Raw genomic sequence first — 25781 nt, forward strand, 5'->3', positions numbered from 1 at the left:
TATTGACAAGAGTTTGTATTAATGATGGAATATGTTTAGGGAGCTATTGCAAAATATATTCATTAAAATGGAAATATTCAAGTTGTGGTTGCCAAGGCGATCGCACCAAAATGTCACAGGGGAATTAGGGAGGGGCGATCGCCTATTAGTAGTAACTGTATTGCTACTAGTAGGACTGGTGCTAGTTACCGGAATTTCCCTGTCATTGGGCGCAGTAGCCATGACCCCCAATCAACTGTGGCTAGCATTAATACGCCGGGGTGATGAACTCTATCAAACAATTCTCTGGGATCTGCGCCTACCGCGTACCCTAGCCGCCCTGCTGGTGGGTGCTGCTCTGGGAATGTCCGGGTCATTACTGCAGGGAATGCTGAAAAACGGGCTGGCGAGTCCGTTTTTACTGGGAATTTCTGCGGGTGCTGGTTTAGCGGCGGTAGCTATGCTCAGTTTAGGTGTATTGCAGACCTGGATACCTTTAGGGGCTTGGATGGGGGGCTTATTAACAACTATTCTTGTTTATTTCCTAGCTTACCGTCGTGATGGAATTTCCGTAGAAAGATTGATTTTAGGGGGAGTTGCTGTCAGTTCCTTGTTTGGTGCAATTCAGTCTGTGTTGTTACTCATAGCCGAAGATGGTCAAATACAAGCGGCCTTAAATTGGTTAATTGGTAGTTTGAATGGGCGCGGTTGGAGTGAGGTAACTATTTCCGGGTCCTATATTAGCGTCGCCCTCTTAGGGGGATGCTTACTAGCGCGCGCGGTTAACTTGTTGAACCTGGGTGACGAGTTAGCCACAGGACTAGGTGTTTCTGTATGGCGATCGCGGATTTTAATTGGTGCTACCGCCACACTGTTAGCAGCGGGAGCGGTAAGTATAGGGGGTTTAATTGGGTTCGTGGGTTTAATTGTTCCCCACGGAATCCGCCTGATCGTAGGTACAGATTACCGTGCTGTTTTACCACTAAGCGCAATAGGTGGGGCTTTAGTTCTCAGCTTTGCAGACTTACTGTCTCGGTTAGGTGCTGTAGAAATTCCCGTGGGAGCAGTCACAGCTTTGCTGGGTTCTCCCTTATTTATCTATCTCCTGTATCGGCGCAATGTGTAATTAAAACTTTCAAGTTGTCAGAGGTGTCATAACAGTGAAACAACATCCCTTGCTGTTCAGCATAATTATGCTGAATCTGTTTGTCATGCCCACAGCATTAGCAGAAACTCATAATACTAGCATTTCTGGTGAAACAAAAACTTATTTACTGACTCAAGAACCTATTTTAACTCCCTCCGATGCTCAACCAGAGGAAGAAGAAACCTGTCCCCCTGATTTTGATCCCAAAGACCCAGAATTTAAAGATTGCGTTGAGGAAACTCAAAGCGGTGATTCCGAGATAGAAATTACCGTCACCGGAACCCGCACACCCAGAGCAGTTGTAGATTCACCGGGAACAATTAGCATCATTGATGAGCAAAAAATCCAGAGGGATTTTATCGAGGATATCAAAGATTTAGTCCGCTACGAGCCGGGAATATCTGTACGTAATCGCCCCGTGCGTACTGGTCCTGCGGGGAGTGGTAATTCCAGTATTAATATTCGGGGAATTGAGGGGAACCGAGTTTTAATTCAGGTTGATGGGGTGAGAGTCCCCGATATTTATGCTAATACCGGCCGTGATTTAGTCGATTTTGACTCAATTCAAAGGGTGGAAATTATTCGCGGTCCTGCTTCTACCCTATATGGTAGCGATGCTTTAGGGGGTGTAGTCTCTTTCATTACCAAAGACCCAGAAGATTATCTGAGTGTTTTTGGTCGTCCACTTTATGTGGGTGGTAAAACCAGTTATGACAGCACCGACTCTAGTTTTGCGCCCTCGGTGACCTTAGCAGGTAAAGAGGAAAACCTATCAGGTTTATTGCAATATACCCGTAGGGATGGTAACGAAACTCAAAACTACGACGGATTAGCTCCCAATCCTCAAAATGTTGATAGTCAGAACCTGTTCAGTAAGGTAGTTCTACAAGCTAACGATCATAATATTTTCCGGTTGACAGGAGAATGGTTTGAAAGTAGGCTGAATACCCAAGTCAAGACTGCTGAAGGATTTAGCAGTTTTACTCGTACTACCACTGTCAGTCAAGTAGCTGAGGATTTCACCAGTCGGGGACGCATCAGTTTAAGTCATGAGTATACTAATCCTGACTTAGGCTCATTTTTGCAGTCAGCGCGATCGCAGATGTATTACCAAACTGCGAAAACCACAGAAGATGTAGAAACCCGTACTGTTAACCGTGCTAATCAGAATTTGCGCCGCATCTTAGAAACTGGTTTTAACCAAGATATAATTGGTGGTGATGTTCAATTTACCAGCAAATTTTTGACCGGGGATGTTAGTCATCGCCTAGTTTACGGTTTTGATTTGTTCAACACTTCCACTAGTCGCCCTAGAGATTCAACATTATTTAATGAAACACTGGGAACGAGTACGAAAACTGTTAGCAGCGAACTTTTCCCTAACAAGACTTTTCCTGATACTGACACCTTGAGAGGTGGGATTTACATTCAAAATGAAATCGAATTTGCTGATGGTCGGATTACCTTAATTCCAGGGGTGCGTTACGACTATTATCAACTCAGGCCTCAGACTGATGATGTTGCTTTTAGTAATATTAATACGCAAAATTACGAAGTCAAGGGCTTTTCAGCTTCCGCAATCTCACCAAAATTAGGTCTAATTGCCAAAATCACCCCAGAAATATCATTATATGGGCAATATGCCCGTGGTTTTAGAAGTCCACCTTACGATAATGCAAACATTGCCTTTACTAACTTTGCTTTTGGTTATACTATTTTACCAAATGCTGATTTAAAACCGGAAACAGTTGATAGTTATGAACTCGGTATTAGAGCTAATTATCCTCAAAGTAGCTTTGGTTTGACTGGTTTCTATAATCGCTACAATAACTTTATTGATGCTAATGTCGAACTTAGTGATCCTCTTGTGATTAGTGGTAGACCTCTGCGTCAATTCCAATCCCAAAATATTAAAGGGGCGAAAATTTCCGGTTTAGAAGCTAGAGGAGAATATCGCTTTACAAGGTCTCCGGGTGGTTTAAGTGTGTTCGGAACCTTAGCTTATGCTGTGGGGGATAACTTAGAAACAGACCAACCCCTAGATTCCATAGATCCATTGAAGGGGATTATAGGATTTCGTTATCGTTCACCCGAAGAGATTTGGGGCGCAGAACTAACTACCACCTTAGTCGCGGCTCAAGATAGGGTAAGTAATGAAGACTTTTTTAAACCCGAAGGTTACACTACTGTAGATGTGCGCGGTTTCTACCAGTTCAACCCTAATACCATTCTCAATCTGGGAATTTTCAACTTATTGAACCAAAGATATATAGAATGGTCTGACGTGCGGGGTGTAAATAGCGATGACCGTCTACTAGATTTATATACCCGACCCGGAATTAACTTTGCTGCGACTTTGAGCGTACGTTTTTAGAGGTTGTTTGATAAGTTTTCAACAGGTAATTTTTATCTGAGGGAACACCGGAACAGGGAACAGGGAACAGGGAATGGGGAATGGGGAATGGGGAACCGAAACAATCAAATCCAGTCCCCTCCCCTTACAAGGGGAGGGTTAGGGAGGGGTTAAACAATAGTTGATACACTAATCATAACTTTTCAGGCATCCTCTTAAAATTAAAGGACTTTTCGGTAAACTAATCAAAATCATGGATCAAAAAAAATTTGTAATAACTTGGGCTATCCTGTTGAGTATATTACTAACAGCTTGTAATCAACCCATCCCCCCGCAACCACCAACAACACCTGTAAATGTCAACCAAACACCCCAAAAATCAGCACAAAGAATCGTCGCCCTCACGTCTTTAACTGCTGATATTATTTATCAACTGGACTCTACAAAACTAGTGGGGATTACAGGTGGTAGTTTACTCAATAAAGACTCCCGGTTTCAGGGTTTACAAAGAGTCGCTCAGGGTCAAACTCCTGCTGACTTAGAGAAAATCCTCGCCCTCAAACCAGATTTAGTCATCGGTGCTCAAGGTTTTTCTGACCAGACGCTCCAACAGCTGGAAAAACTGGGAATTAAGACTTTCTCTACTAGGGTTAATAGCTGGGAATCTCTCCAGGAACTAACTAAAACTCTAGCTGGTTTTGTGGGTGCAGACCCGACTCCGTTATTAAATCGTTACGAGGGGTTTTTACCCAAAGGGAAAAATAACAGTAATTCTACTCTAGTGCTGGTCAGTCGTCAGCCAATTTTAACACCTAACAAAAATAGTTGGGCGGGAGATCTATTACGCCAGTTTGGGGTTAACAATTTAGCCGCAGACCTACAAGGGACAAGCCCTATAGGTGGTTATATTACTCTGTCTGCTGAGAAAATTTTAGCAGCTAATCCCGAAGTGATCATTTTAATTAGTCCTCCCCAAGGAGGGTCACAAACCGCTCTTTTAGATGCTTTTAAACAGGAAAGCTTTTGGCAAAAATTGTCAGCTGCTAAAAATAACCAAGTTTATGTGTTTGACTATTATGGATTGGTGAATGCAGGTAGTATAGATGCTATCGAAAAAGCCACTCAGCAACTGGCGCAAGTTTTAGCAGATTGACCTCTTACCGTTGGGGCGATCGCCAACAAAATCATCTACACTCAAGGTAAGACTGATTATTTCCAGCCTGTATTATGTCCTCAATTATCGATTCTTTGCCACCTGCTCTTGCTAAAATCGTCCAACGCTTTCAACGTGCGAGTGACCCGAAGCGGCGTTACGAGCAATTAATCTGGTATGCTCAGAAGTTAACAGACTTTCCAGAAACTGGTAAAGTACCAGAAAACAAGGTTCCTGGCTGTGTATCTCAGGTTTATATTACCGCTGCCTTAGATGATGGTAAAGTTGTATACCAAGGTGATTCAGATTCCCAGTTAACTAAGGGATTAGTAGGGTTGTTAGTGGAGGGTTTAAATGGACTTACTCCCACAGAAATTGTGCAACTCACCCCAGACTTTATTCAAGAAACCGGCTTAAATGTCAGTCTCACACCTTCTCGAGCTAATGGATTTTATAATATATTTAAGACAATGCAAAAAAAGGCTCTTGAATGTAAGTTATAGTTCCTAGCTTCCCTTTTTTACACTAAAAGCAGGTCAGCCAATGTCAACTAACCTAGTATCTACCTATGACCCCCTAGGATTCGGTGGAGTAGTTCAAGAATATACCTGGACTTGGGATAACCAACCATTACGGGTGATTTATGAAACTATTGGTACAGGTTCACCCCTGTTGCTATTACCAGCTTTTAGCAGCGTTTCCATGCGGGGGGAAATGGGAGAACTAGCCAATTTACTCGCGCCCCATTTTCAAGTTACAGTAGTAGACTGGCCTGGTTTTGGAGAATCCTCACGCCCAAGTTTGAACTACAGACCGGAAATATATCAGCAATTTCTAGAAGATTTTATTCACAGCGTTTTTAGTCCGCCGATTACCGTAGTCGCAGCGGGTCACGCTTCTAGTTACGTTTTGCAATTGGCGGCGAAACAACCCCATCTGTTCTTGCGGATCTTACTCTTAGCACCCACTTGGCGCGGTCCTTTACCCACTATGGGAGCTAGTCCCCAGATAGCGAATGCAGTAAAAGGTTTAGTGCGATCGCCTATAGTTGGGCAAGGGCTATATAAACTAAATACCACACCCTCCTTTTTAACTTGGATGTACCGCCGTCATGTTTTCACTGATGACAGTAAACTTACACCCAGTTTTATTAATAAGAAGTGGCTAACTACCCAAAAACCAGGAGCCAGATTTGCGTCTGCGGCTTTTGTCACCGGCAATCTCGATGCTATCAACAACCAAGCCGATTATCTCACACTTGTACGCAACTTGTCCATACCCCTGATGGTGGTAATTGGTGAGTCTAGTCCCCCCAAGTCCCGACAAGAAATGAACGCCGTAGCAGCACTACCAGGAGTAACAAGCGTAGTTATTCCCGGTTCTCTGGGATTACATGAAGAACACCCAGACATTGTTTTCACCGCCACACAAGACTTCTTACTAACCCCATAAAATTGCTGACTGTCAGATAACTGATTTTCTCATCTTTCCTGATCCACACCAACAGTATTGTAGAGTGCATCAGGATTAACATCTATATATGTCCTAGGACTGATGGGTTAGTAAAAAAAATCATAGTTGACGTATCATCATATAAACTTTAAACAGACAATTACAGTAAATTCACCACAAAAATATTAAAAGAATTATCATAAGTGGTAATGATTATCTCACCTATGACAAAAAGGCATTTAGACAATGTTAACTGAAGAAATTACGAATACCGTACCTGTAACTGTACTCACAGGTTATCTAGGTTCGGGAAAAACCACTCTTCTCAACCATATCCTCACCTACGAACACGGAAAAAAAGTAGCTGTAATTGTCAATGAATTTGGGGAAGTAGGTATTGATAATCAACTGATTATTGATGCAGATGAAGAAATTTTCGAGATGAATAATGGCTGTATTTGCTGTACAGTGCGTGGGGACTTAATTCGGATTATCGGTAACTTAATGAAGCGGCGCGATAAATTCGACCATTTAGTGATTGAAACCACCGGTTTAGCCGACCCAGCGCCAGTAATTCAAACATTTTTTGTCGATGAAGATATGCAAAGCTTACTGTCATTAGATGCAGTAGTAACTGTTGTGGATGGGAAGCATATTTGGCAACATTGGGATGCTGACGAAGCCCAAGAACAGATTGCTTTTGCTGATGTGATTCTCCTGAATAAAACTGATTTAGTCACCCCAGAACAGTTAGATGAATTAGAACAGCGCATTCGGGGGATGAATGCAATGGCAAAAATCTACCGTACCCAAAACGCCCAACTAGAGATGAACGCTTTATTGGGTGTGAAGGCTTTTGATTTAGAGAGGGCGTTGGAAATTGACCCGGATTTCTTGGGTGAAGATGCTCACCAACATGATGACCAAGTTTATTCTGTAGCATTGGTGGAAGCAGGAGAGTTAGATGGAGAAAAACTAAACGCTTGGTTGTCTGAGTTATTGCGTACCCAAGGACAGGATATTTTCCGCATGAAAGGGATTTTAAATATTGCAGGGGAAGATAATCGCTATGTGTTCCAAGGTGTGCATATGATCTTAGATGGTAGACCCGATCGCCCTTGGAAACCAAATGAAACCCGGAAAAATGAGTTGGTTTTCATTGGTCGTAATCTTGATGGAGCCAAACTAAAGCAGGATTTTCTGGCTTGTTTTGTTTAGACTAGGTACAGACTAAGCTACAAGGGAGTAGGATGATTTCTTATTCCCTATTTCCCCATTCCCCTTTGAGTTATGAACCCTACAGCTAGTAAATCTAAGGAATTTGAAGAACACTATTCCGCGACTCTTTCCGACTATGTGACTGCGATCGCCTGGTCTCCCCATGGTAAAGTCCTAGTTGCTACCTCCGCAGCTGGTGAAGTTGTCCTAGTGAATGATAACCAGCTCACCACCTTACAAACGGGGGGAAGTACATCAATAGACTGTGTAGCTTTTTCTCCAGATGGTCAGTTTTTAGCTGTGGGGGGACAAAATGGACAGGTAAAAATTTGGCAAGGTACGGAATTAATTACTACCTTAGAAAATGCCCCCGCCTGGGTAGATAAACTGGGGTGGAGTCCCTCCGGTAACCAACTAGCCTTTAGTTTAGGGCGTTGTGTCCAAGTCTGGGATGCGGACACTAGGGAGGTAGTTGTTACCCTGAATTTTGATAACTCCTCAGTATTGGGCATTGATTGGCGTAGTGATGGGGAATACCTGGCAATTTCTGGGTATAAAGGTGTAAAGATTTGGGATAGCCAAAACTGGGAGCAGGAACCATATATTTTAGATATATCCACTGTCAGTATAGCCATGGCTTGGTCACCCGATGGTAAATTCCTAGCCTCTGGGAATATGGATCGCAGTATCACTGTTTTAGAGTGGGGTAATCCCGACCCCTGGATTATGCGGGGATTTCCTGGTAAAATTAGAAACCTGGCATGGTCACAAGCCACTACTAAACTGGGTGCGCCAATTTTGGCATCTTCCAGTGTAGAGGGTATCGTAGTTTGGGAAAAGCTAGAGGATGAAAATTTGGGCTGGGAAGCACGGATTTTAACCAATCATGTGGACATGATCACAGCGATCGCCTTTGCGCCTCAAAGTTTCCTCCTAGCTTCCGCTGCTAGTGATGGTTGGTTGTGTTTGTGGAAAAAAGCCAAACAGGTTACCCAAGTACTCACCGGTGTTGCTCGAGGGTTTTCTACTCTAGCTTGGCATCCCCATGGTAAGTTTTTAGCAGCAGGTGGAGATCAAGGGGAGTTACTAATTTGGTCTAAGGTGTCACGGGGTCAGGGATTCGGCGCTAGTTAAAGGTAGTTAAAGAGGAAGGTGGGGTCAAACAATATCTGATACATTAATCAGAACTTTTAAAACATCCTCTAATATGTGTTCCCCGTTCCCAGTTCCCCATTCCCTGTTCCCTTTATAATCATTCAGGTTGAAGCTAGCTAATTTATTGGTTATTCTGGATGAGAAATATTATTTAGGTATCAATCATGAATATAGCCAAAATGATTTTACTAGCATCTCCAGTATTTCTAGCATCTCTACTCCTGCTAGGAAAGCCAGCCCAAGCATCTAGCATCCAACCTGCATTTACTACACAGATGAACTCCGTACAGTCTCAGCCATGGGGGGGATTCTCAACCCTTCATGTCAGTAAAACATCTAATCCCATTATGGATCAACTCGGTTGTAACTGCGCCACTTGTGTTCAGTCTAAATTGGAAATACTCCAAGGAAGATTACCATCTGTGGATTTTTGAGCACATTTAAATTACTAATTCATGTTATCAATGTTATGGGGTGGGCTATTAGTCCGCTTTTTATAGTTTTTACACATCCACTGGGGAATCGATGATGGTTAAAAAACTACTATCAAATCATTTATCAAATAATTTATTAACTGGTATCTTAGTAGTTTTAACAATCGGCTTTCTGGGATGTAGAAATCAAACAGTAACCACCTCATTTACTCAGCCAAGCACTAAAATACAAGAAAATCTTCCCCGGGTTGTCGCTACTACTACCATACTTTGTGATTTAACTAGACAGGTGGCGCAAAATACAATTAACCTCACCTGCTTGGGTTCCCCTGATAACGACTCTTATTTCTATCAACCCAGACCGGGACACCAGGAAGCGATCGCCCAAGCTGACTTAGTTTTCCACAGTGGTTACAACTTTAAATCAGAACTGCTCAAAACACTTGCAGAAGGTAAAACTTCTACCCCCAAAGTAGCTGTAAATCAACTAGCAGTTTCCCAACCCCAGCAATTTCTCGCCTCTGGTGAGAGATTAGCTAATCCTCATGTTTGGCACGATGTTAAGAACACCATCAAGATGGTGGAGATAATTAGCCACAATCTCAAAATTCTTAACCCCGATTATACCACATTTTACAGTGATAACGCCAGATTAATTCAAAATGAACTTACTCAACTCGATACTTGGATTAAGTCCAGGATAGATACTATCCCCAATGACAAGCGGAAGTTAATCGCTACTAGTAATGTAATGAATTATTACACTACAGCCTATAAAATCCCTTTGGTAAAGGGTTTAGAGAATATTAGTAGTATAGTAAATCCCACCGATGCACAAGTAAAAACTTGGGCGACAACTATTCAACAAGCCCAAGTACCAACAATTTTTACCCATACTACCATTAACCAGCAGTTGATCACATCTGTACCTACCCCAGCTAATGTCAGAGTATCTCAAAGGCAATTATATACTTATGGACTGGGTGAACCAGGTGGCGAAGCCGATACTTATCAAAAATTAATGGTTGCCAATACACGCACTATTGTAGAAGGTTTAGGGGGGACTTACTTAATTTTTCCCCCAAGATTTCCTGCTATATAAAACCTAGATAAAACTAGACTTTACTTTCTACTTCAACGAGAGCATGGGAGCAGTTATCCCTGGTGTAGACTTTCACGCCTTAGCCAGACGCGATTGTGTTCCAATTAAGTTTCTGAAAAATACTACCACCATCATTGCTTGGTTTTCGCGTCGGCAATAGTCTCAATTCAATACTTGATATCACCTTATTATATATCAAGTAGCAGCACTACACCCCTATCGTTACAGGTTGCTCAATTGGACAAAAAAAATCCCGGACTTCGCCAAGAAGTCCGGGATATATTAATTGAATGGAAAACTCGTAAATATTTCGGCTCTCTGGTTAAAGGAGATGGCAGGTTTGGATCTTTTAGTAGTCACAATCGTAACCACTGCCATGATGCGATGACATTAACCAATTAGCCTTTATTTTTTTGGCTTGATAAACTTATCAATATTTATCTCCTTTAAGAATAGCATAATAGACAGTCCGACGCAAGTCAATATTAGGTATCTGAATTTTAGCACCGCCAGTAACCAAAATCCCCCGCCATGAAAGAATAGCGCATGGGAGCAGGACTCCGCACAATTCCCCAAGGCGAAAGGTTGATGTACCGCCGGCGGCTGGCAGCAGCGCTGCGCGATCGCAGGTATGGTATATCTAAAACGGCGAACTGTTGTCGCCATGGGTCAAATACCAAAAAGCGATCGCCCATAGTTTGGCGTTTTTGCAGTAGATGGGTTACCAATGTTAAAGCATGAGGACCAGCACCAATAACAGCTAAGTCAAGAGGAGGTGATGGAGGATTGACCATTAATAAATAGATAGGACTTAGTGATAATAATTATCATTCTATCTTAGGTTTACTAATTATCTTGACAATAACTTGCAATTATATCAGGATACTTCTAGTTTATGTGTTTGTTGTTTAACAATGAGTTCCATGGCAATCAATAATCTGTTTAGCGCCGGTGGTATCGTCATGTGGCCACTATTGGGCTTTTCTGTATTAGCGGTGGCGCTAATTATTGAACGGATTAAGTTTTGGCTGCAAATCAACCGAAGACAAAACCGGATCATTCAAGAAGTATTACAACTCTATCGCAGAGATAACCTAGTTACTGCCATAGGTATACTCAGAAACAATGCCAATTTACCCCTATCCCGGATTTTCCTAGCAGCTTTAGAATTAGAGGAAGCCACACCAGAAGAATTTCGCTTGGCCTTGGAAAGTGAAGCCCAAGCAGAAATACCTGGACTCAAACGCTTTCAGAACATTTTTGACACCATTATCAACCTCGCCCCCCTCCTAGGACTCCTGGGTACTGTCTTGGGTTTAATTACTTCCTTTGCTTCCTTGAATATTGGTAATGTCGGCGGCACACAAACCATAGGGGTTACCTCCGGTATTAGTGAAGCCTTGGTATCTACCGCTACAGGGTTAATAGTTGCCATCTTTACCCTGTTTTTCGCCAACACCTTCCGCGGACTTTATCAGCGTCAAATAGCCCTATTCCAGGAATATGGCGGACAACTAGAACTACTGTATCGCCGTCGCCATCAACCAGGAGAAAAAGACTATGCGCCTACAAGATGAACCAGATTTACCCGCACAGATTAACATCGTCCCCATGATTGATGTCATCTTTGCTATTTTGACATTCTTTATTATGTCAACCCTGTTTTTAACTAGATCACAAAGCCTACCAGTCAACTTACCACAGGCAGCCACAGCTAATCAACAATCAGCCCCCCTGACAATTACCATCAGCATTGATAATCAAGGAGTGGTGAGCTTAGACCGTCAACCAGTTCCCCTCAATTCCCTGGGGGAACGGATCGGTACTTTGGTAGAGGGGAAATCAGAACCTATGGTAATTATTAATGCTGATCAAAAGGTAGAACATGGTCAAGTAATTGCAATTATGGATCAGGTGCGCCAGGTAAAAGGAGTAAAATTAGCGATCGCCACCCAGAAACCCTAATTTAGTACCCCTAAGTTTTAAACTACGACAGACTGTCTTTTGACATCATTTAACTACAGCAAAGACAATACCACATAGTATTTTAATGAAATGTTCCCAAAACCAAGTGAATAGATATAGATATTGTGTGGTGTTATCTGTTGTAGTCCAGAGCTTATGTATCAGCTTCCCTAGTGTTGCTAACCCAAGTCAACAAACAGAGTTAGTTCTTGATAAAAACTCTTATTTAAATCTTGAGTTACCAGTTACCCCAGTTGAATTATTAACTCAACAGTCCCCACCCATTGAATTTACCTTAGAAACCGAGCCAGAAGAAGCTACCACAGACGAAAATAACCAAGATGTAGACATTCTGCTAGAAGTATTAGGACAACCAGATAATTTTTCCGGTTCCACACCCGTGTATGTCATAGACCAGGAAGAAATTAAAAGACAAAATGCGACCAGCGTCGCCGATGTTTTAAAAAGAATGCCTGGTTTTGCCATCAATGACGTTGGTCATGGTGCTGACATTCACACAGGCACATACTACCGAGGAGCATCAATTAACCAGTCTGTATTTCTCATCAATGGCAGACCAATTAATAATGATATTAGCACCTATCATGGTGGAACAGACCTAAATAGTATTCCCGTAGAAGCCATCGAGCGGGTAGAACTATCCAGCGGTGTCACCTCAGCTTTATATGGTTCCTCAGCCTTTGGGGGAGTAGTGAATATTATTACCAAAGAAGGCTTTAGTACTCCCAAACTAAATAGTAGTATACAATTTGGCTCCTTAAACCTGAATAATCAACAGGTTACCTACAGCGATGGGGTAGATGATGTGAGATATAACTTCAGCTTTGAAAGATTTTTCATCGACAACCGTTACTCAGTCCCCGCAGGTGCTGCTAACCGTGACGCTCAAGGGTTACTCTCCAATGCAGACACAGCCACCAGTACCTACTTTGGTAGCATTGCTTTAGACTTAGATCCTCAAAACTCCTTAAACTTAGACATTAAAAAACTCAGCAGTCGCCGAGGCTTAGTTTACTTTGGGTTTCCCCCCCTGCTGCAAAGAGATAGATTAGACCATGATGGTTTAAATCTAGGCTTATCTTGGCAAACCCGCCTAGGTAAAGGCGAAAGCTCCAACCTAACCACCACCATAGGATATAATCAAGATTATTTTAGCACCTATGGCCCCACATTCTTTACCGGCACAGTATATAACCGCCTGGGGGTGTTAGATAGCCAAAAAATTACCGCCAGAGTAGATCATGATTGGCAATTAACAGCCAATAACAAACTCCGCTGGGGATTAGACTTACGAAACTCTCAATTAAACGGCGAAACCTTCAGTACCAGACCTGACAGAGTGAGATTCAACGAAGTTGAAAATAGAAGCGTCTTAAATACAGCCTTATTTGCCGTAAATACCCTCAATGTTAGTGAAGATTTTCAGGTAGACTTAGGACTAAGACAGAGCTTTGATGGAGAATTTGGCAGTTACTTAAACCCTAGTGGTGGCTTACGTTATAACCTCACACCCGCAGTCACCCTGCGAGGGAGTTGGGCCGGGGGACAGCGTAACCCAGGATTAGATCAACTATATCTATATGATACAGTCCATGGGTGGGAGTCCAACGCTGACTTAAAACCAGAAACCGGCTCATCTTGGACCATGGGAACAGATGTGAGACTCACAGATAACTTAGTAGGACAATTTACCTATTTTGGCAGTAGTTTAGACAATCGTTTAGCAATTGTCGCCGGCAAATGGGAGAATGTAGGGTTAGTAGACACCAACGGATTAGAAGCCGCCCTGAGATTACAAATTTCTCCCCAGTGGTCGAGTTTTGTTAACTATACCTATACAGATGCCCAAATCAAAACCGGAACACAAGCAGGATTACAATTAGGTCTGATACCTTACTCCGTCGCCCAAAGTGGTATTAGCTACCGCAATTCCGGCTGGGAAGGGAACTTGTATCTTACCTATAATAGTGGAATGCGACGAGCCTTATTTACCAATACGGCAGCGGGACAAACACCGACAGACTTTAGCCCATCCTTCCTCAACTTAGACCTGAGTAGCAAAATTCCCCTCACCAATAATACAGCCATGACCATATATTTAGAAAACCTCCTGGGTGAGCAATACGAAAAAGTCAACCGTATTTATAGCCCAGGGTTTACCGTGCGAGTGGGGGTAACTGCAAACCTTTAGAAATCCAATTGATATTCAACGAGCAATCTCACGAAAGCTTTTATTTGAACAAAACCCAGAGGTTCACACCTATCTAGAGGAACAAAAGGATGGCTAAGACTAGCGACGCCATAAAAATCATTGACAAAATTACTAGCAGCGACCCTGAAGCTGAGACATTAGTGGAAGAAGCCTTGATCAATGCACAAGTGGCACAGTTGATTTACTCTGCTAGAACCAAAGCGGGGTTAACACACAAAGAACTCGCAGAACTTGTTGGTACAAAACAGGCTGTAATTGCTAGTCTGGAAGATGCTGATTACCAAGGACACACCCTTTCAATGCTGGAAAAAATCGCTCACGCTCTCAATCAACGAGTGATGATTGAACTTGTCCCTCTGAAAACAATTCTTTGAACTTCCCACTGATGGGGTGCGATCGCATTAGCAGCTTATCCCCATAACTGAAGTCAGGGATCTTACTCTCGTTACATTTAACACTCATTCAGTCGGATTCATCCGACTTCCGCTTTTAGACGGGGGTTTCTAACCCCCGGCTCCCGATTGTCGAGCCTCATGGCGATAGCGAAGCGCTGCTGTACTGAGCAGTGCGATCGCGAAAGACGCTGATCCAAACCGATGTATCAATCAGCAGCAGCAGTTCAATTCTCTAGTTGTCACCACGAGCACCAAGCTAATGTTAGGCAATGGGTATAACCTGGAAGCGTAACCCAAGTGCCTGTAAAACCTTAAGAACTGTAGAAAAATCTGGGTTGCCTTCCATCGACAAAGCCTGATGGAGACTTTCGCGCCCTAGCCCTGTTTCCAGGGCAATATGGTTCATACCCTCAGAACGAGCAACATCCCCCAAGGCTGCTACCACTAAGTTGGCATCTCCATCTTCAAGGGCTGCTTCAAGATATGCAGTGATATCTTCCTTTGTTTCCAGATGCTCTGCGGCATCCCAAGCATAGGTTTGGATAGTAGACATAAAACCTCCTTCCTATAAGTTCTCAGCTAAATCTAGCGCTGTTTTGATGTCCCGTTCCTGAGTCTTTTTATCTCCCCCTGCTAATAGGATAATCAAAGTCTCACCTCGTTGTATGAAATACACCCGATACCCCGGACCATAATTAATCCGCAATTCTGACACTCCTTGCCCCACTGGTTTAACATCACCTGGATTCCCCATAGACAGGCGACGGATACGAATGTTTATACGTGCTTTTGCTTGGCGATCGCGCAAAGCACTAAACCACTCAAAATAAATTTCAGTTTGGCGAATTTCAAACATACCTTATTCATGATTAGTGTATCAAATATTGTTTGACCCCACCCTAACCCTCCCCTTATAAGAGGAGGGGATTTGATTTCAGGAATTAAATCGGGTAAAGATGTGATAAAAATTACGGCTGAAAACTTATCAAACAACCCTTTGCGAACCTTTGCGCCACCTTTGCGAACCTTGGCGTTAAAAAAACCCACCTCAAAAACCTAGGGTGCAATCAAATGCTCCTCAGACCGGCGATATTGAGCAATTAACCGGCGGCGTTGAATGGGTGGATACAGCAGCATAGTTACAAAGGGTAAACCCGTAGCTAATAGGGCTAATAAAATGTAGGGGTGAAGCATTCCCACTGCTACCGCAATACCGCTACTGATTCCTAATCCGGCGGTGAATAGTCCCAACTTCTTACCGCCAAATTTAATCACCGGCTTAATCATAGGCTCAATCACAATCCCAATCCCAGCCGCAACCCAAGTCCCAATCACAGCCCCAATCCCAGCCCCAATCCCAGCCCCAATCACAGGCTCAATCACAATCCCAATCACAATCCCAATCCCAGCCGCAATCCAAGTCCCAATCCCAATCCCAATCCCAATCCCAGCCTCATTCCCAGCCACAATCCCAGCCACAATCCCAGCCACAATCGCACCCCCAATCCCAAACCCAATCCCAAACCCAATCGCACCCCCAATCCCAATCCCAATCCCAAACCCAATCGCACCCCCAATCCCAAACCCAATCCCAATCCCAATCCCAAACCCAATCCCAATCCCAGCCCCAGTCGCAATCCCAATCAGAGTCAGAATCGCAGCCCAAAACCCAGTCAGAATCTCAACCCAAAACCCAGCCCAAATGAGAGGAACAAATACATAACCTGCATAACCTAACCCAGCAAAACTTAACAACGAACCCACCAACTCCCGATAAGGAACCGATCGCCGTTCAATAGGTAAAGGCGCTGTTTTTACCCGCACAGTTAAACTGTGAACCTCCACATCAGCATTACTCCGTAACCACAACCGACGCTCATAGAACTTGTCCGCCATTAACTTGCTAGTATCTACCCAGATATCACAGTTAATCTCATTACCCTTAAACTCCCTCGGTGATACCACAATCCAACTGTGAGAGTCGGGAGTATGGGGCGGGTCTTGGGTATGGGGTGCAACTTCCCACTTACCCTCTAACAACGTCTCCGACATAGTGTTAACCACTTGTATCGGTTGTTTTAACCTTTCCCCGATGCGAGTAGCTCTAAACTCCAACACCAATGTACTCAACTTCACTTCTGGTACACGCACCACATCCAAGGGTGTCAACGCCTGTAAAGCCGTTTGAGCATCTGCAAACCGTTCTTTCAGCCGTGGTTTAACCATCAACTCCAACCACCCCAGAAACCGCACACTTAACCGGGGTAATAAATCACGGAAATGAATTACATAGGGGTCATCTTCATCTGTCAACTCTTGTATCTGCGTTGACTTTTTCCCTGTGAGTAAACAAATCAACGTAGCACCTAACCCATATAAATCAGAACCCTCCGTGGGTTTACGTAATTGCTCCGGGGGGATAAAACCCGGCGTACCTTGGAACACACTACTAGCAGCCACCTCTTGACTACCAATGCGACTCATGCCAAAGTCAATCAGATACACATTCAATTGGTCATCTACTAAGATATTTTCCGGTTTCACATCTCGATGAATTACCGGAGGTATGCGATTTTGTAAATATACTAATATTTCTAAAACTTTAACTGCTATGTGTTTAATTTCCTCCGGGTCAAAACTGCGCTGGACTGCTAAACTCTGGGCGTTTTTATACTCTTGAACTAAACAAAAGCCGTCATCTGTTGCAAATGCGCCCAAATATTCGGGAATACCGGGGTGTTTCAGTCCCCTTAATACTTGAATTTCCCGCTCATGTTCCTTATATGCTGACCAACTAGAACCAGTCTGAGCAAAACAGAACTGTTTAATTACTACCTGTTGACCTGTCTGTAACTGTGACGCTAACCAAGCAATTCTCCCCCCTTCCCGGTTGCGTCCCAATTCCCTGATTACTTCATAACCCCGTGGCGTAAAGTCTGGATAGTTCATTATTTAGTAGCAGCAAATAACTGTGATTAATGTAACACTTATAAACCATCTTTAAAAACCCTTTGCGAACCTTTGCGCCACCTTTGCGAACCTTTGCGTTAAAAAAACCAAAAACAGAATATCTACCCTTAGATAGATGACAATGGTTTTTGTGGGATGATTGAATAACCTAACAGCAGATTTTGGGATGAGGGGTAATAGCCATGAACTTACAAGAAACCCAATTACAAATTGCTCAATTGCAGCAACAAATGACCTTAACCCTAGATAATCCCCCATCAGTCAAGTTACAAGTAAAGAATATTAACTTTATCCAGAAACAACTACGAGCAATTAAAAAAGAGCTAAACTTAGCCATTAAAGAAATCAACCAACAAGCTAGCCAAGCACTCCCAGACAGTATGATCTCATTGGGACTAGATTTATTTGGTCAACGTAAGTTTGCTGGTCAAGTCCGACAAAGTACCAGGAGAGCCATTCAGTCAGAGAAAATCAACTTAAGACAACCTTATATGGAGGTGAAAGATTATATAGACCAAGTGTTATTAGAGGGGGATAAACTGAAATTACAAGCAGAACAATATTTACTGTAGTAGTCCCCTCCCCTTGACAAGGAGAGGGTTGGGGTCAGGTTGATTCACCATCCCCAAGTACCCGGACTACCCTTAAAAGGTCCGACAATATCATGGGTCACCCAACCACCGTAAAAATTACCTGGTTGTGGTTGTACTCTTTCCCCATCCACATAGCAAGCATCCATGAGATGGGCATAGAATGCTACATGATACTTAATAGAGGCAAAATTAGCTGTAGGGTGCGGATAGAACCAAGCCGCATTATGTACTTGTTTATCACCCACGCGGATAGTATAGTAACTAGCGATACCTTTCCACTCACAAAAACTAGATTTTGGCATCAGTATTAAGTATTCCATTTTGATATCCCCTGGCGGGATATAGTAAGTAGGTGGATGACTAGTTTCTAAAACCCGCTTGGCGCTGTGGGTGTCTACAATGACGACATCATTAAAAATGATTTGAATATGTTTGTTTGTGTCTTCTAGACGAGGGGGACGGGGGTAGTCCCAAACTGATTCTTGTCCGGGACCGGGGTTAATGGGTTGAGGAGACACCATGATTAATAAACATTAAAACCCCATTTTAAACAACGAACTACCCAAAAGCCAAGGATTCACACTTACACAGGGATAGTAAAGCACGCCGAAGCAGTCGAGAGTTTATTTTTTAACTGGCAAATCTGGAGTATGATTAACCATGGTTAAGTATTGATTGCGAGTTCCATCTAAACGGTAGTGATCGCAAATTTGGCAAAGTTTTAAAATATCTAGTTTACCGAAGGATTTTTGATGCTCAATTTTGTTGTCATTGCGCCACCGCCAAAAAGTTGTTCTATCAATGCGCCGATTTCTGTCAGGCCATCTTCGCTGGGATAAAAACTCGATTAATTCCCCCTCGTCAACGGAATAATTTTCTGGTAACTTCATGAATTTTGCTTTTAATTCCATGAGGGGTATAAGTGGATCTAGATTCGATAGTTTCATCCCAGCACGCTCTTAGGGTTTCATCTTAGTCCAATGATGTGGAAGGATTTATGCACCAAAGTATTCTATGGTTAAATTGCACTGTAACACGGTGAGTTGAATAGCTATGAACAACCTGAAGTGATTTAGTCAATATATATTTGTATTTTTCTTGACTGTCCTACCTCAAGTTTGCTATCTAAATAATAGAGATTTATATTATTTCTCTACAGAGAATAAACTGATTAATATGCAAGTGCAACCCATATGCAACAACTTGACTATTAAGTGTTGGTGAAGATGTGAATAATATGATTTGTAGAATTATTCAGACAATCTTATGATTATATCAAAATATCCGCGCGATCGCCTGTCTTGACCAACCGCAACAATTGGATCTATCTAGAAATGTATTCTTAAGTCAATCTCTGCATAATTCGCCCAGCTAGAATAGAGCGATCGCTTCATCTGAGTTAGGTATAAAAGGGCGGTATCGAGGACTACCCCGCAAGATTTATCATCATGCTGACTGTAGCTTTTGTAACGATTTATCTTAATCTAATTAATATTAATTTGACAGGAAAATTCACCAGTTAATTCTAGATAAAGTATCCGGAAAAACATAAAAAATAAATTTATTTGTCTAGAATATGATTTATATAAAAAATCTGTAAATTATTCCGGATAAATATTTCTATTCTTGAGGCCTGATGTAACAGGTGAATATTAATTAAATCTGGAAAATATTAGTTAATAAGGTTTAGTTACAAAGTCTTGTAGGCACATATTTTTAGTCAGGGGTTAGCGATGTGCGCAAGATTTGAGATATTTGCTATGGTTTTGCTGGTTTCAGATACTCTCAAAACTGAGAACCAATTGTAAATAAAAACAAGAAGTAAATCTAGTCTGAATTGTCGTTCCGGTTGAGGGTTTAAGTTAACTTATGAAACTGCGGTTATTTGAGCGAGAACACCTAAAGGTTAAAAGAAGACTGACCATAGCTGTGGTGAGCATATTAAGTGGAATTACTACTATATCTTGTAGTCAAGATAAAGATGTACTGATAACAGAAATAGGTCTTAGTCCTCCTAACAGCCGGACAGTGCAAACATCCTCAGCGGGCAATCTCTATGTTGAGGGTAAAAATAAACACCTCAGAGGTGATTTGCAAGGGGCGATCGCTATTTATGACCAAGTTATTGATCAAGACCCAGACTATGCTCAGGTCTATAAAAGCCGGGGACAGGCTTACTTTGACCTGGGAGACAAGCAAAGGGCGATCGCAGATTACAATCAGGCCATTAATCTGGCTCCTGACGATGGCGAAGCCTACAATTATCGGGGAAATGGCCTAGCGTCCCTAGGAGACTACCAACGGGCGATCGCAGACTATAACGAAGCCATTCGCGTCTCCCCCCGCTATGCCGAAGCCTATAATAATCGGGGAAATGCCCGCGCCGCTCAGGGGGACAATGCAGGGGCCATAGATGACTTCAACCAAGCCATTAGCCTAGATTCTCGCTCTGTCATGGCTTACAATAATCGAGGCAATGCTCGGGCAGCCCAGGGAGACAGACAAGGTGCCATTGGGGACTATAATCAAGCCATTCGCCTCAATTCTTCTTTTGCCCCCGCCTACAATAACCGTGGTAATGCCCGCGCTGCAGAGGGAGACAGAGAAGGGGCGCTGCAAGACCTACAACAAGCTGCCTCTATTTTTCAACAACAAAATAATAATCAATTATATCAACAAGTCATGAACAATATTCGCGAGATTAGGTAGCAATCATTGTGATTAATCCCCTCAATTGGGGATTCGAGACTAACTATACCCACAAGGGGATACAGTGGGGAAATGGCGCTCCCAAATTTATTTACTGAATAAAGATTCAAATTCCGCCTGTAAAGATTTGATCTCTGCCAGCCTAGCAACTAGTATATTTTCATTACCAGCATCTATTAAACGGACTTTCCAATAACGAATACTTTCCGCATTATTTAACCAAAACTTTACCACAGTCTCTCTGACCTGTTCAGTATTCCAACCCCATTTTATCGGTAATGGTTCTACAGATTCTAATAAGGCATCCAAAGTACATCTATGGGTGCTGAGATATTCTACACCGCCACTAATTGGTTTGTTTATGGTCTGTTGTTGATGTTTAAAAAACTCCCAAACAGGAGACACTCCTACAATATCAAAGGTGTATTTCATTCCATCTCTCCCCATATTTAATTAGTTGTGTAGAAAATCTTGACGCTGCTAATTAATTCTTGCATACAATCATCTACAGCCATCTAGAAAAAATATTTTCTTCGCCCATAATATGACAAGAATTACCTGGGAAAATTAGCACTCTAAAGCAGAGAGTGCTACTATGTTTTTGGTTCTTTATTGTATTATTAAATGAATTTGTGGATTATTTAAGAGGTAACCTGTATTTTTAATAATTTGTTAACAAATGCTGCGGGAGAGTTAGCGGCTTTAGCTGCTGCTGCTTTGTGGGCGATCGCCTCGGTGGTGTATGGCTTTGTGGGAAATCATATTCCGCCCCTGAGACTGAATTCACTCAAGGGGATAGTAGCGATCGCCCTGCTAATTTTCACCATCTTAGTAACTGGGGAATCCTTACCCACCTCCACCCCCACGCCGATTTTTTTACTGTGCTTGAGCGGAGTAATCGGTATTAGCTGGGGTGATACTGCTTTTATGGGGGCGCTCAATTATTTGGGCCCACGTCGTGTGTTACTTATCGGTACCCTGTCCCCTCCCATCACGGCTATCCTGTCTATGATTTGGCTGGGTGAAAGTTTAAATATTAGAGCTTGGTGTGGAATTATAATTACTATTTTAGGGTGCGATTCGTTCTTCCTAAATGAGCATTTATGCTCAGGGACGGAAGGTAAGACTGGGTAAAACCAGACTCTTATAACTGTGTGTTCATGTGGGTGAGAATCCCACCCCCTAGGTGCAAGGGTGACAGCATCCTCCTTACGGTAGCGACTAGCCATCAATCCGTAAAGCAGGAGGAAAAGGCGTTCTTACTGGGAGCCTAACCTGGTACACGTCAAGCAAAGTACCCATGAGTAAAACGAAAGTTGAAGATGTATTTGAAGCGCCGTTAAGTAAAACCAGCCAAATCAGGCTGATAGGCTGGAACCAAAAAGGTAAAGGATAAGGAAACGGCTAATTCTAAATAGACCGTTATGCACTTCCGATAAACCCGGCGTATAGCATCACTCTAAAGGTACACAGAATGGACACATGGAACGAAGTAACCCCTTGTTAGCTCTTTTAGAAGGTCGAGTCTAGAAGTAGGTGCTAACCGGATGCTGCAAGTGGGAAAGATTGAGTCAAAAGCGAACGCTTAGGGTAATGCCTAAGATATGCTGACAGATTCACGGTGATATGGATGATAAAGTCTCAAGTAGGAATTATGTCTAAAACGAGTGTAAAGACTACGGTAGAATGGAACATGATTAACTGGAAACAGTTAGAACGTCGTGTTTACAAAATCCAAAAACGAATTTATCAAGCCTCAGCCCGTGGTGATGTCAAGGTTGTTCGTGGACTCCAAAAGGTGCTGATGAAGTCCTGGTCTGCCAAAGTTTTGGCAACACGTAGGGTAACTCAAGATAACCAAGGAAAGAAAACTGCCGGAGTTGACGGGGTGAAATCTTTATCACCTAATGAAAGACTAGAATTGGTAGAAGAGTTAAAACTAGGGTCTAAACCCAAACCAACCAGAAGAGTTTGGATAGACAAACCCGGAAAGGATGAGAAAAGACCACTAGGAATACCTACAATGTATGATAGGGCATTACAGGCGCTTGTCAAACTGGCATTAGAGCCAGAATGGGAAGCTAAGTTTGAACCCAACTCATATGGATTTAGACCAGGACGCTCATGTCATGATGCTATACAAGCAATATTCAAGTCCATCAGATACAAACCCAAATTTGTATTAGATGCTGATATTGCTAAGTGTTTTGACAAGATTAACCATCAAGCATTGTTAAAGAAACTGAACACCTACCCTAAACTACGCCGACAAATTAAGGCATGGTTGAAAGCAGGTGTGGTTGATAGCAAAGTCCTATATCCCACAGAAGAAGGTACACCACAAGGTGGTGTCATATCCCCTATCTTGGCAAATATAGCCTTACACGGTATGGAGGAAATTCTCAAAGAATATGTCTCAAATATACCAGGTAAAGGTTCTAGAGAGAAAAAGGCTAAAGCAATATCAATCATTAGATATGCGGATGATTTTGTCATATTGCATGAAAATCTAACAGTTATTGAACAATGCAGGGAAATCTTAGTTAAATGGCTGAATGAAATGGGATTGGAATTAAAGCCTAGCAAGACCAGATTGGATCATACCTTGTATGAACATCAATCAGAAAAACCTGGATTTGATTTTCTGGGATTCAACGTAAGGCAATCCCTGGTTGGTAAATACAACTCAGGGTTGAATACTAACAAAGAAATACTAGGCTTTAAAACTATTATCACCCCATCTAAGAAAGCGGCTAAGAATCACTATGAACAGGTTTCTAACACCATAAAGAAAAACTTACCAACACCACAATCGGGATTGATAAGTAAATTAAACCCCATCATAAGGGGATGGTGCAATTACTACTCATCAGTAGTAAGTAAAGAAATCTTCTCTAAGATTTTTAGTCAGGTTTATCAACGACTATACAGATGGGCAAAGCGCCGACACCCCAATAAATCTGATAAATGGATAGCCAAGAAATACTGGCATACAATCGGAGGCAATAACTGGGAGTTTGCAGTTAAGACGGATGATAAATTCATCAAACTGTACAAACACCCAGATACTCCTATAGTACGTCATGTCAAGGTTAAAGGCAATGCCTCGCCATTTGATGGTGATTGGGTGTATTGGAGTTCAAGAATGACAAACCATCCTGAAGCTAACAAAAGAGTATCGACTCTACTTAAAAAGCAAAAGGGTAAATGTCCAGAATGTGGACATTACTTTAGGGACGGTGATGTAATGGAAGTAGACCATATCTTACCCCTTTCCAAAGGTGGAAAAGATGAATCCAAAAATCTACAACTATTACACAGACATTGCCACGACAAGAAGACAGCCAGTGATGGAAGTCTTGTAGGTACTCATGACAAGAACCATATCATTGAGGAGCCGTATGAAGCGAAAGTTTCACGTACGGTTTTGTAGACGAGTCGGTTGGGTGACTGACCGGCTTAGTTTAATAGTTGCTTGGGTAATCACAGAACCGCTTCCCAGTAGCAACAATCATCCCCCCACCCATCTATGGCGGGGGATCGGTTTGGGCTTATTAGCCGCCATCACCAATGCCATAGCTACAGTTATCGCTCGCGTAGCCTTTACTACTGGTAGTATATCATCTTTGTGGGCGGCTTTATTCCGCTTAAGTGCAGCCCAATTGATTCTCTTTGGCTGGCTGTGGTTCCCCAAAGGCCAGGCGCAAGCCTTACCCCATACCTCCTCTAAACCATCCTGGCGGGTCATTTTCGCCGCGTGCTTTGGGGCTTTTTGTGGTACTTATTTAGGTATTTGGCTACAACAAACAGCGATTAAATTCACAGCTGCGGGAATTGCTTCCACCTTATTACAGACCAGTCCCCTATTTGTTATCCCTATTGCTATATGCATTGGAGAAAAAGTGAGTTGGCGAGGGATGGCGGGGGTGATGATTGCCATCATTGGCATTGGATTGTTATTTTTTGACTAGCAGACCACCTTGGGACGGTGTGTACCGTTCTAAATCATCTTTTTGGTCGTAGCTTTGTACAGACGTTCCGCCAGAAGGTCTACAATAATTTAATGAATTTATAGTCATTTATGTACATTTGTAGTATAATATAACTATGAATGTACAATCATTAAATGAATGAAACTATCTGATTATGCAAAAAAGGTAGGGATAAGTTATAGAACTGCGTGGCGTTGGTACAAATCCGGCGTAATCACAGGTTATCAACAACCTACAGGAACCATAATTATTAATCTACCTGAAACCAACCAAAACCCTAACAAAGTTGTAGCTATCTACTGCCGTGTTTCTGATAATGGTTCAAAAGACAACTTAGAAAGACAAGCTGAAAGGTTAACCCAATATGCTACAGCTAGGGGGTACACAATATATAAAGTTGTTAAAGAAATCGGCAGTGGGTTAAATGACAACCGCAAACAGTTGTCAAAGCTTCTAAAAGACGATAAGTATAATATTCTTCTGGCCGAACACCCTGATAGAGTAGCAAGCTTTGGTTTGAACTATTTAAAGATTCTTCTTAATAAACTATGTAAAGAGTTGGAAATTGTTAATCAAGCTACGGAAGGTAGAGATGAACTAATGCAAGATTTAGTATCGATAATATACTCGTTTAGTGCAAGGATGTATGGGTTAAGAAGAGCAAAGACAAAAACAGAACGTATCACCCAGGAGTTACAAAATGAATCTGATTGAGCGTCATGTTATTAAACCAAGTCACCCAGCATACAAAGAAATAGATGAACTTTGCTTTAAATCGAAGAACCTATATAATGCTGTTAACTTCATAGTTAGACAGGAATACATTCATAACAACAAGCATATTAATTATGCGGGAGCCTATCACCTAATCAAAGAATCTGTTGATTATAAAGCTCTACCAGCAAAGGTAAGTTGTCAAATCATTAAATTA

General features: G+C 42.3%; 27 protein-coding genes and 1 pseudogene. 21 read left to right on the forward strand and 7 right to left on the reverse strand.

The window, feature by feature from the left end:
* The first annotated feature begins 67 nt into the window (after window positions 1–67).
* The 10 genes from NWP21_RS17800 to NWP21_RS17845 all read left to right on the forward strand — a co-directional run bounded on the left by NWP21_RS17800 (window position 68) and on the right by NWP21_RS17845 (window position 10395).
* Window positions 68–1105 (forward strand): iron ABC transporter permease, encoded by a 1038-nt coding sequence (locus tag NWP21_RS17800; protein WP_280793698.1) that lies wholly within the window; start codon window positions 68–70, stop codon window positions 1103–1105.
* A 34-nt stretch (window positions 1106–1139) separates the two neighbouring features.
* Window positions 1140–3500, forward strand: coding sequence for a TonB-dependent hemoglobin/transferrin/lactoferrin family receptor (locus tag NWP21_RS17805; protein WP_280793699.1), 2361 nt, complete (start codon window positions 1140–1142; stop codon window positions 3498–3500).
* Window positions 3501–3732: 232 nt separating this feature from the next.
* The gene (locus tag NWP21_RS17810; protein WP_280793700.1) at window positions 3733–4632 is read left to right on the forward strand and encodes an ABC transporter substrate-binding protein; all 900 of its coding nucleotides are present in this window, start codon (window positions 3733–3735) and stop codon (window positions 4630–4632) included.
* A gap of 74 nt (window positions 4633–4706) precedes the next feature.
* The gene (locus tag NWP21_RS17815) at window positions 4707–5135 is read left to right on the forward strand and encodes a SufE family protein (RefSeq protein WP_280793701.1); all 429 of its coding nucleotides are present in this window, start codon (window positions 4707–4709) and stop codon (window positions 5133–5135) included.
* A 40-nt stretch (window positions 5136–5175) separates the two neighbouring features.
* A complete protein-coding gene (locus NWP21_RS17820) occupies window positions 5176–6084 on the forward strand; it encodes an alpha/beta hydrolase (RefSeq protein WP_280793702.1) in 909 nt (302 codons plus the stop codon).
* 246 nt (window positions 6085–6330) lie between these two features.
* Window positions 6331–7302 (forward strand): GTP-binding protein, encoded by a 972-nt coding sequence (locus NWP21_RS17825; protein ID WP_280793703.1) that lies wholly within the window; start codon window positions 6331–6333, stop codon window positions 7300–7302.
* Between the two features lie 72 nt (window positions 7303–7374).
* Entirely contained in the window at window positions 7375–8436 is a 1062-nt protein-coding gene (locus tag NWP21_RS17830) for a WD40 repeat domain-containing protein (protein ID WP_280793704.1), read from the forward strand.
* A gap of 185 nt (window positions 8437–8621) precedes the next feature.
* Complete coding sequence (locus NWP21_RS17835) at window positions 8622–8891, forward strand: hypothetical protein (protein WP_280793705.1); 270 nt, start codon at window positions 8622–8624, stop codon at window positions 8889–8891.
* A gap of 91 nt (window positions 8892–8982) precedes the next feature.
* Window positions 8983–9993: a zinc ABC transporter substrate-binding protein gene (locus NWP21_RS17840; RefSeq protein ID WP_280793706.1), complete on the forward strand. Its 1011-nt coding sequence runs from the start codon at window positions 8983–8985 to the stop codon at window positions 9991–9993.
* 237 nt (window positions 9994–10230) lie between these two features.
* A complete protein-coding gene (locus tag NWP21_RS17845; RefSeq protein WP_280793707.1) occupies window positions 10231–10395 on the forward strand; it encodes a hypothetical protein in 165 nt (54 codons plus the stop codon).
* Window positions 10396–10493: 98 nt separating this feature from the next.
* Here NWP21_RS17845 and NWP21_RS19085 read toward each other — a convergent pair whose 3' ends face one another.
* A complete protein-coding gene (locus NWP21_RS19085) occupies window positions 10494–10787 on the reverse strand; it encodes a hypothetical protein (protein ID WP_348519785.1) in 294 nt (97 codons plus the stop codon).
* 129 nt (window positions 10788–10916) lie between these two features.
* Here NWP21_RS19085 and NWP21_RS17855 point away from each other — a divergent pair, with 129 nt between their 5' ends.
* From NWP21_RS17855 to NWP21_RS17870, 4 genes are all read left to right on the forward strand, one after another.
* Window positions 10917–11570 carry a MotA/TolQ/ExbB proton channel family protein gene (locus NWP21_RS17855; protein ID WP_271731476.1) on the forward strand — a complete coding sequence of 218 codons (654 nt, stop codon included), beginning with the start codon at window positions 10917–10919 and terminating at the stop codon, window positions 11568–11570.
* Window positions 11554–11958: a biopolymer transporter ExbD gene (locus NWP21_RS17860; protein WP_280793708.1), complete on the forward strand. Its 405-nt coding sequence runs from the start codon at window positions 11554–11556 to the stop codon at window positions 11956–11958. The genes NWP21_RS17855 and NWP21_RS17860 overlap by 17 nt, the downstream gene beginning before the upstream one ends.
* A 106-nt stretch (window positions 11959–12064) precedes the next feature.
* The gene (locus NWP21_RS17865; protein ID WP_280793710.1) at window positions 12065–14170 is read left to right on the forward strand and encodes a TonB-dependent receptor; all 2106 of its coding nucleotides are present in this window, start codon (window positions 12065–12067) and stop codon (window positions 14168–14170) included.
* A gap of 89 nt (window positions 14171–14259) precedes the next feature.
* Window positions 14260–14565, forward strand: a complete 306-nt coding sequence (locus tag NWP21_RS17870) for a helix-turn-helix transcriptional regulator (protein ID WP_280793711.1) — start codon at window positions 14260–14262, stop codon at window positions 14563–14565.
* A gap of 283 nt (window positions 14566–14848) precedes the next feature.
* Here the strand turns inward: NWP21_RS17870 and NWP21_RS17875 are convergent, their stop codons facing one another.
* The 3 genes from NWP21_RS17875 to NWP21_RS17885 form a co-directional block, all read right to left on the reverse strand.
* Window positions 14849–15139, reverse strand: a complete 291-nt coding sequence (locus tag NWP21_RS17875; RefSeq protein WP_280793712.1) for an addiction module antidote protein — start codon at window positions 15137–15139, stop codon at window positions 14849–14851.
* Window positions 15140–15151: 12 nt separating this feature from the next.
* On the reverse strand, window positions 15152–15442 hold the full coding sequence (locus NWP21_RS17880) for a type II toxin-antitoxin system RelE/ParE family toxin (RefSeq protein WP_280793713.1): 291 nt from the start codon (window positions 15440–15442) through the stop codon (window positions 15152–15154).
* A 200-nt stretch (window positions 15443–15642) separates the two neighbouring features.
* Window positions 15643–17535, reverse strand: coding sequence for a serine/threonine-protein kinase (locus NWP21_RS17885; protein ID WP_280793714.1), 1893 nt, complete (start codon window positions 17533–17535; stop codon window positions 15643–15645).
* Window positions 17536–17738: 203 nt separating this feature from the next.
* On the opposite strand from NWP21_RS17885, the gene NWP21_RS17890 reads away from it, so the two are divergent.
* Window positions 17739–18128 carry a hypothetical protein gene (locus NWP21_RS17890; RefSeq protein WP_271731442.1) on the forward strand — a complete coding sequence of 130 codons (390 nt, stop codon included), beginning with the start codon at window positions 17739–17741 and terminating at the stop codon, window positions 18126–18128.
* Between the two features lie 44 nt (window positions 18129–18172).
* Here NWP21_RS17890 and NWP21_RS17895 read toward each other — a convergent pair whose 3' ends face one another.
* A complete protein-coding gene (locus tag NWP21_RS17895) occupies window positions 18173–18670 on the reverse strand; it encodes a DUF427 domain-containing protein (protein WP_280793715.1) in 498 nt (165 codons plus the stop codon).
* A 102-nt stretch (window positions 18671–18772) separates the two neighbouring features.
* Window positions 18773–19096 (reverse strand): hypothetical protein, encoded by a 324-nt coding sequence (locus NWP21_RS17900; RefSeq protein WP_271731445.1) that lies wholly within the window; start codon window positions 19094–19096, stop codon window positions 18773–18775.
* A 922-nt stretch (window positions 19097–20018) separates the two neighbouring features.
* Between NWP21_RS17900 and NWP21_RS17905 the strand changes: the two genes are divergently transcribed.
* The gene (locus tag NWP21_RS17905) at window positions 20019–20858 is read left to right on the forward strand and encodes a tetratricopeptide repeat protein (RefSeq protein ID WP_280793716.1); all 840 of its coding nucleotides are present in this window, start codon (window positions 20019–20021) and stop codon (window positions 20856–20858) included.
* Window positions 20859–20945: 87 nt separating this feature from the next.
* Here NWP21_RS17905 and NWP21_RS17910 read toward each other — a convergent pair whose 3' ends face one another.
* The gene (locus NWP21_RS17910) at window positions 20946–21290 is read right to left on the reverse strand and encodes a hypothetical protein (protein ID WP_271731447.1); all 345 of its coding nucleotides are present in this window, start codon (window positions 21288–21290) and stop codon (window positions 20946–20948) included.
* 237 nt (window positions 21291–21527) lie between these two features.
* Here NWP21_RS17910 and NWP21_RS17915 point away from each other — a divergent pair, with 237 nt between their 5' ends.
* From NWP21_RS17915 to NWP21_RS17935, 5 genes and pseudogenes are all read left to right on the forward strand, one after another.
* Window positions 21528–21992: a DMT family transporter gene (locus NWP21_RS17915; protein WP_280793717.1), complete on the forward strand. Its 465-nt coding sequence runs from the start codon at window positions 21528–21530 to the stop codon at window positions 21990–21992.
* Window positions 21993–22512: 520 nt separating this feature from the next.
* Window positions 22513–24291: a group II intron reverse transcriptase/maturase gene (ltrA, locus tag NWP21_RS17920; RefSeq protein WP_280793718.1), complete on the forward strand. Its 1779-nt coding sequence runs from the start codon at window positions 22513–22515 to the stop codon at window positions 24289–24291.
* A 13-nt stretch (window positions 24292–24304) separates the two neighbouring features.
* The gene (locus NWP21_RS17925; protein WP_280793719.1) at window positions 24305–24829 is read left to right on the forward strand and encodes a DMT family transporter; all 525 of its coding nucleotides are present in this window, start codon (window positions 24305–24307) and stop codon (window positions 24827–24829) included.
* 159 nt (window positions 24830–24988) lie between these two features.
* Complete coding sequence (locus NWP21_RS17930) at window positions 24989–25564, forward strand: IS607 family transposase (protein WP_280793721.1); 576 nt, start codon at window positions 24989–24991, stop codon at window positions 25562–25564.
* Window positions 25551–25781: pseudogene (locus tag NWP21_RS17935) on the forward strand (RNA-guided endonuclease TnpB family protein); the annotation flags it as partial. The gene NWP21_RS17930 and the pseudogene NWP21_RS17935, both read left to right, overlap by 14 nt.

The sequence above is a fragment of the Anabaenopsis sp. FSS-46 genome, assembly GCF_029891665.1.
Classification (GTDB): Bacteria; Cyanobacteriota; Cyanobacteriia; order Cyanobacteriales; family Nostocaceae; genus Anabaenopsis; species Anabaenopsis arnoldii.

Bases quoted from the DNA above. Each gene is read 5' to 3' on its own strand.
- NWP21_RS17810 (WP_280793700.1), top strand. From the start codon at position 3,733: ATGGATCAAAAAAAATTTGTAATAACTTGGGCTATCCTGTTGAGTATA.
- NWP21_RS17870 (WP_280793711.1), top strand. From the start codon at position 14,260: ATGGCTAAGACTAGCGACGCCATAAAAATCATTGACAAAATTACTAGC.
- ltrA (WP_280793718.1), top strand. From the start codon at position 22,513: ATGTCTAAAACGAGTGTAAAGACTACGGTAGAATGGAACATGATTAAC.
- NWP21_RS17835 (WP_280793705.1), top strand. From the start codon at position 8,622: ATGAATATAGCCAAAATGATTTTACTAGCATCTCCAGTATTTCTAGCA.
- NWP21_RS17875 (WP_280793712.1), bottom strand. From the start codon at position 15,139: ATGTCTACTATCCAAACCTATGCTTGGGATGCCGCAGAGCATCTGGAA.
- NWP21_RS17800 (WP_280793698.1), top strand. From the start codon at position 68: ATGGAAATATTCAAGTTGTGGTTGCCAAGGCGATCGCACCAAAATGTC.
- NWP21_RS17930 (WP_280793721.1), top strand. From the start codon at position 24,989: ATGAAACTATCTGATTATGCAAAAAAGGTAGGGATAAGTTATAGAACT.
- NWP21_RS17830 (WP_280793704.1), top strand. From the start codon at position 7,375: ATGAACCCTACAGCTAGTAAATCTAAGGAATTTGAAGAACACTATTCC.
- NWP21_RS17910 (WP_271731447.1), bottom strand. From the start codon at position 21,290: ATGAAATACACCTTTGATATTGTAGGAGTGTCTCCTGTTTGGGAGTTT.
- NWP21_RS17840 (WP_280793706.1), top strand. From the start codon at position 8,983: ATGATGGTTAAAAAACTACTATCAAATCATTTATCAAATAATTTATTA.
- NWP21_RS17900 (WP_271731445.1), bottom strand. From the start codon at position 19,096: ATGAAACTATCGAATCTAGATCCACTTATACCCCTCATGGAATTAAAA.
- NWP21_RS17825 (WP_280793703.1), top strand. From the start codon at position 6,331: ATGTTAACTGAAGAAATTACGAATACCGTACCTGTAACTGTACTCACA.
- NWP21_RS17880 (WP_280793713.1), bottom strand. From the start codon at position 15,442: ATGTTTGAAATTCGCCAAACTGAAATTTATTTTGAGTGGTTTAGTGCT.
- NWP21_RS17815 (WP_280793701.1), top strand. From the start codon at position 4,707: ATGTCCTCAATTATCGATTCTTTGCCACCTGCTCTTGCTAAAATCGTC.
- NWP21_RS17885 (WP_280793714.1), bottom strand. From the start codon at position 17,535: ATGAACTATCCAGACTTTACGCCACGGGGTTATGAAGTAATCAGGGAA.
- NWP21_RS17855 (WP_271731476.1), top strand. From the start codon at position 10,917: ATGGCAATCAATAATCTGTTTAGCGCCGGTGGTATCGTCATGTGGCCA.
- NWP21_RS19085 (WP_348519785.1), bottom strand. From the start codon at position 10,787: ATGGTCAATCCTCCATCACCTCCTCTTGACTTAGCTGTTATTGGTGCT.
- NWP21_RS17890 (WP_271731442.1), top strand. From the start codon at position 17,739: ATGAACTTACAAGAAACCCAATTACAAATTGCTCAATTGCAGCAACAA.
- NWP21_RS17905 (WP_280793716.1), top strand. From the start codon at position 20,019: ATGAAACTGCGGTTATTTGAGCGAGAACACCTAAAGGTTAAAAGAAGA.
- NWP21_RS17860 (WP_280793708.1), top strand. From the start codon at position 11,554: ATGCGCCTACAAGATGAACCAGATTTACCCGCACAGATTAACATCGTC.
- NWP21_RS17895 (WP_280793715.1), bottom strand. From the start codon at position 18,670: ATGGTGTCTCCTCAACCCATTAACCCCGGTCCCGGACAAGAATCAGTT.
- NWP21_RS17820 (WP_280793702.1), top strand. From the start codon at position 5,176: ATGTCAACTAACCTAGTATCTACCTATGACCCCCTAGGATTCGGTGGA.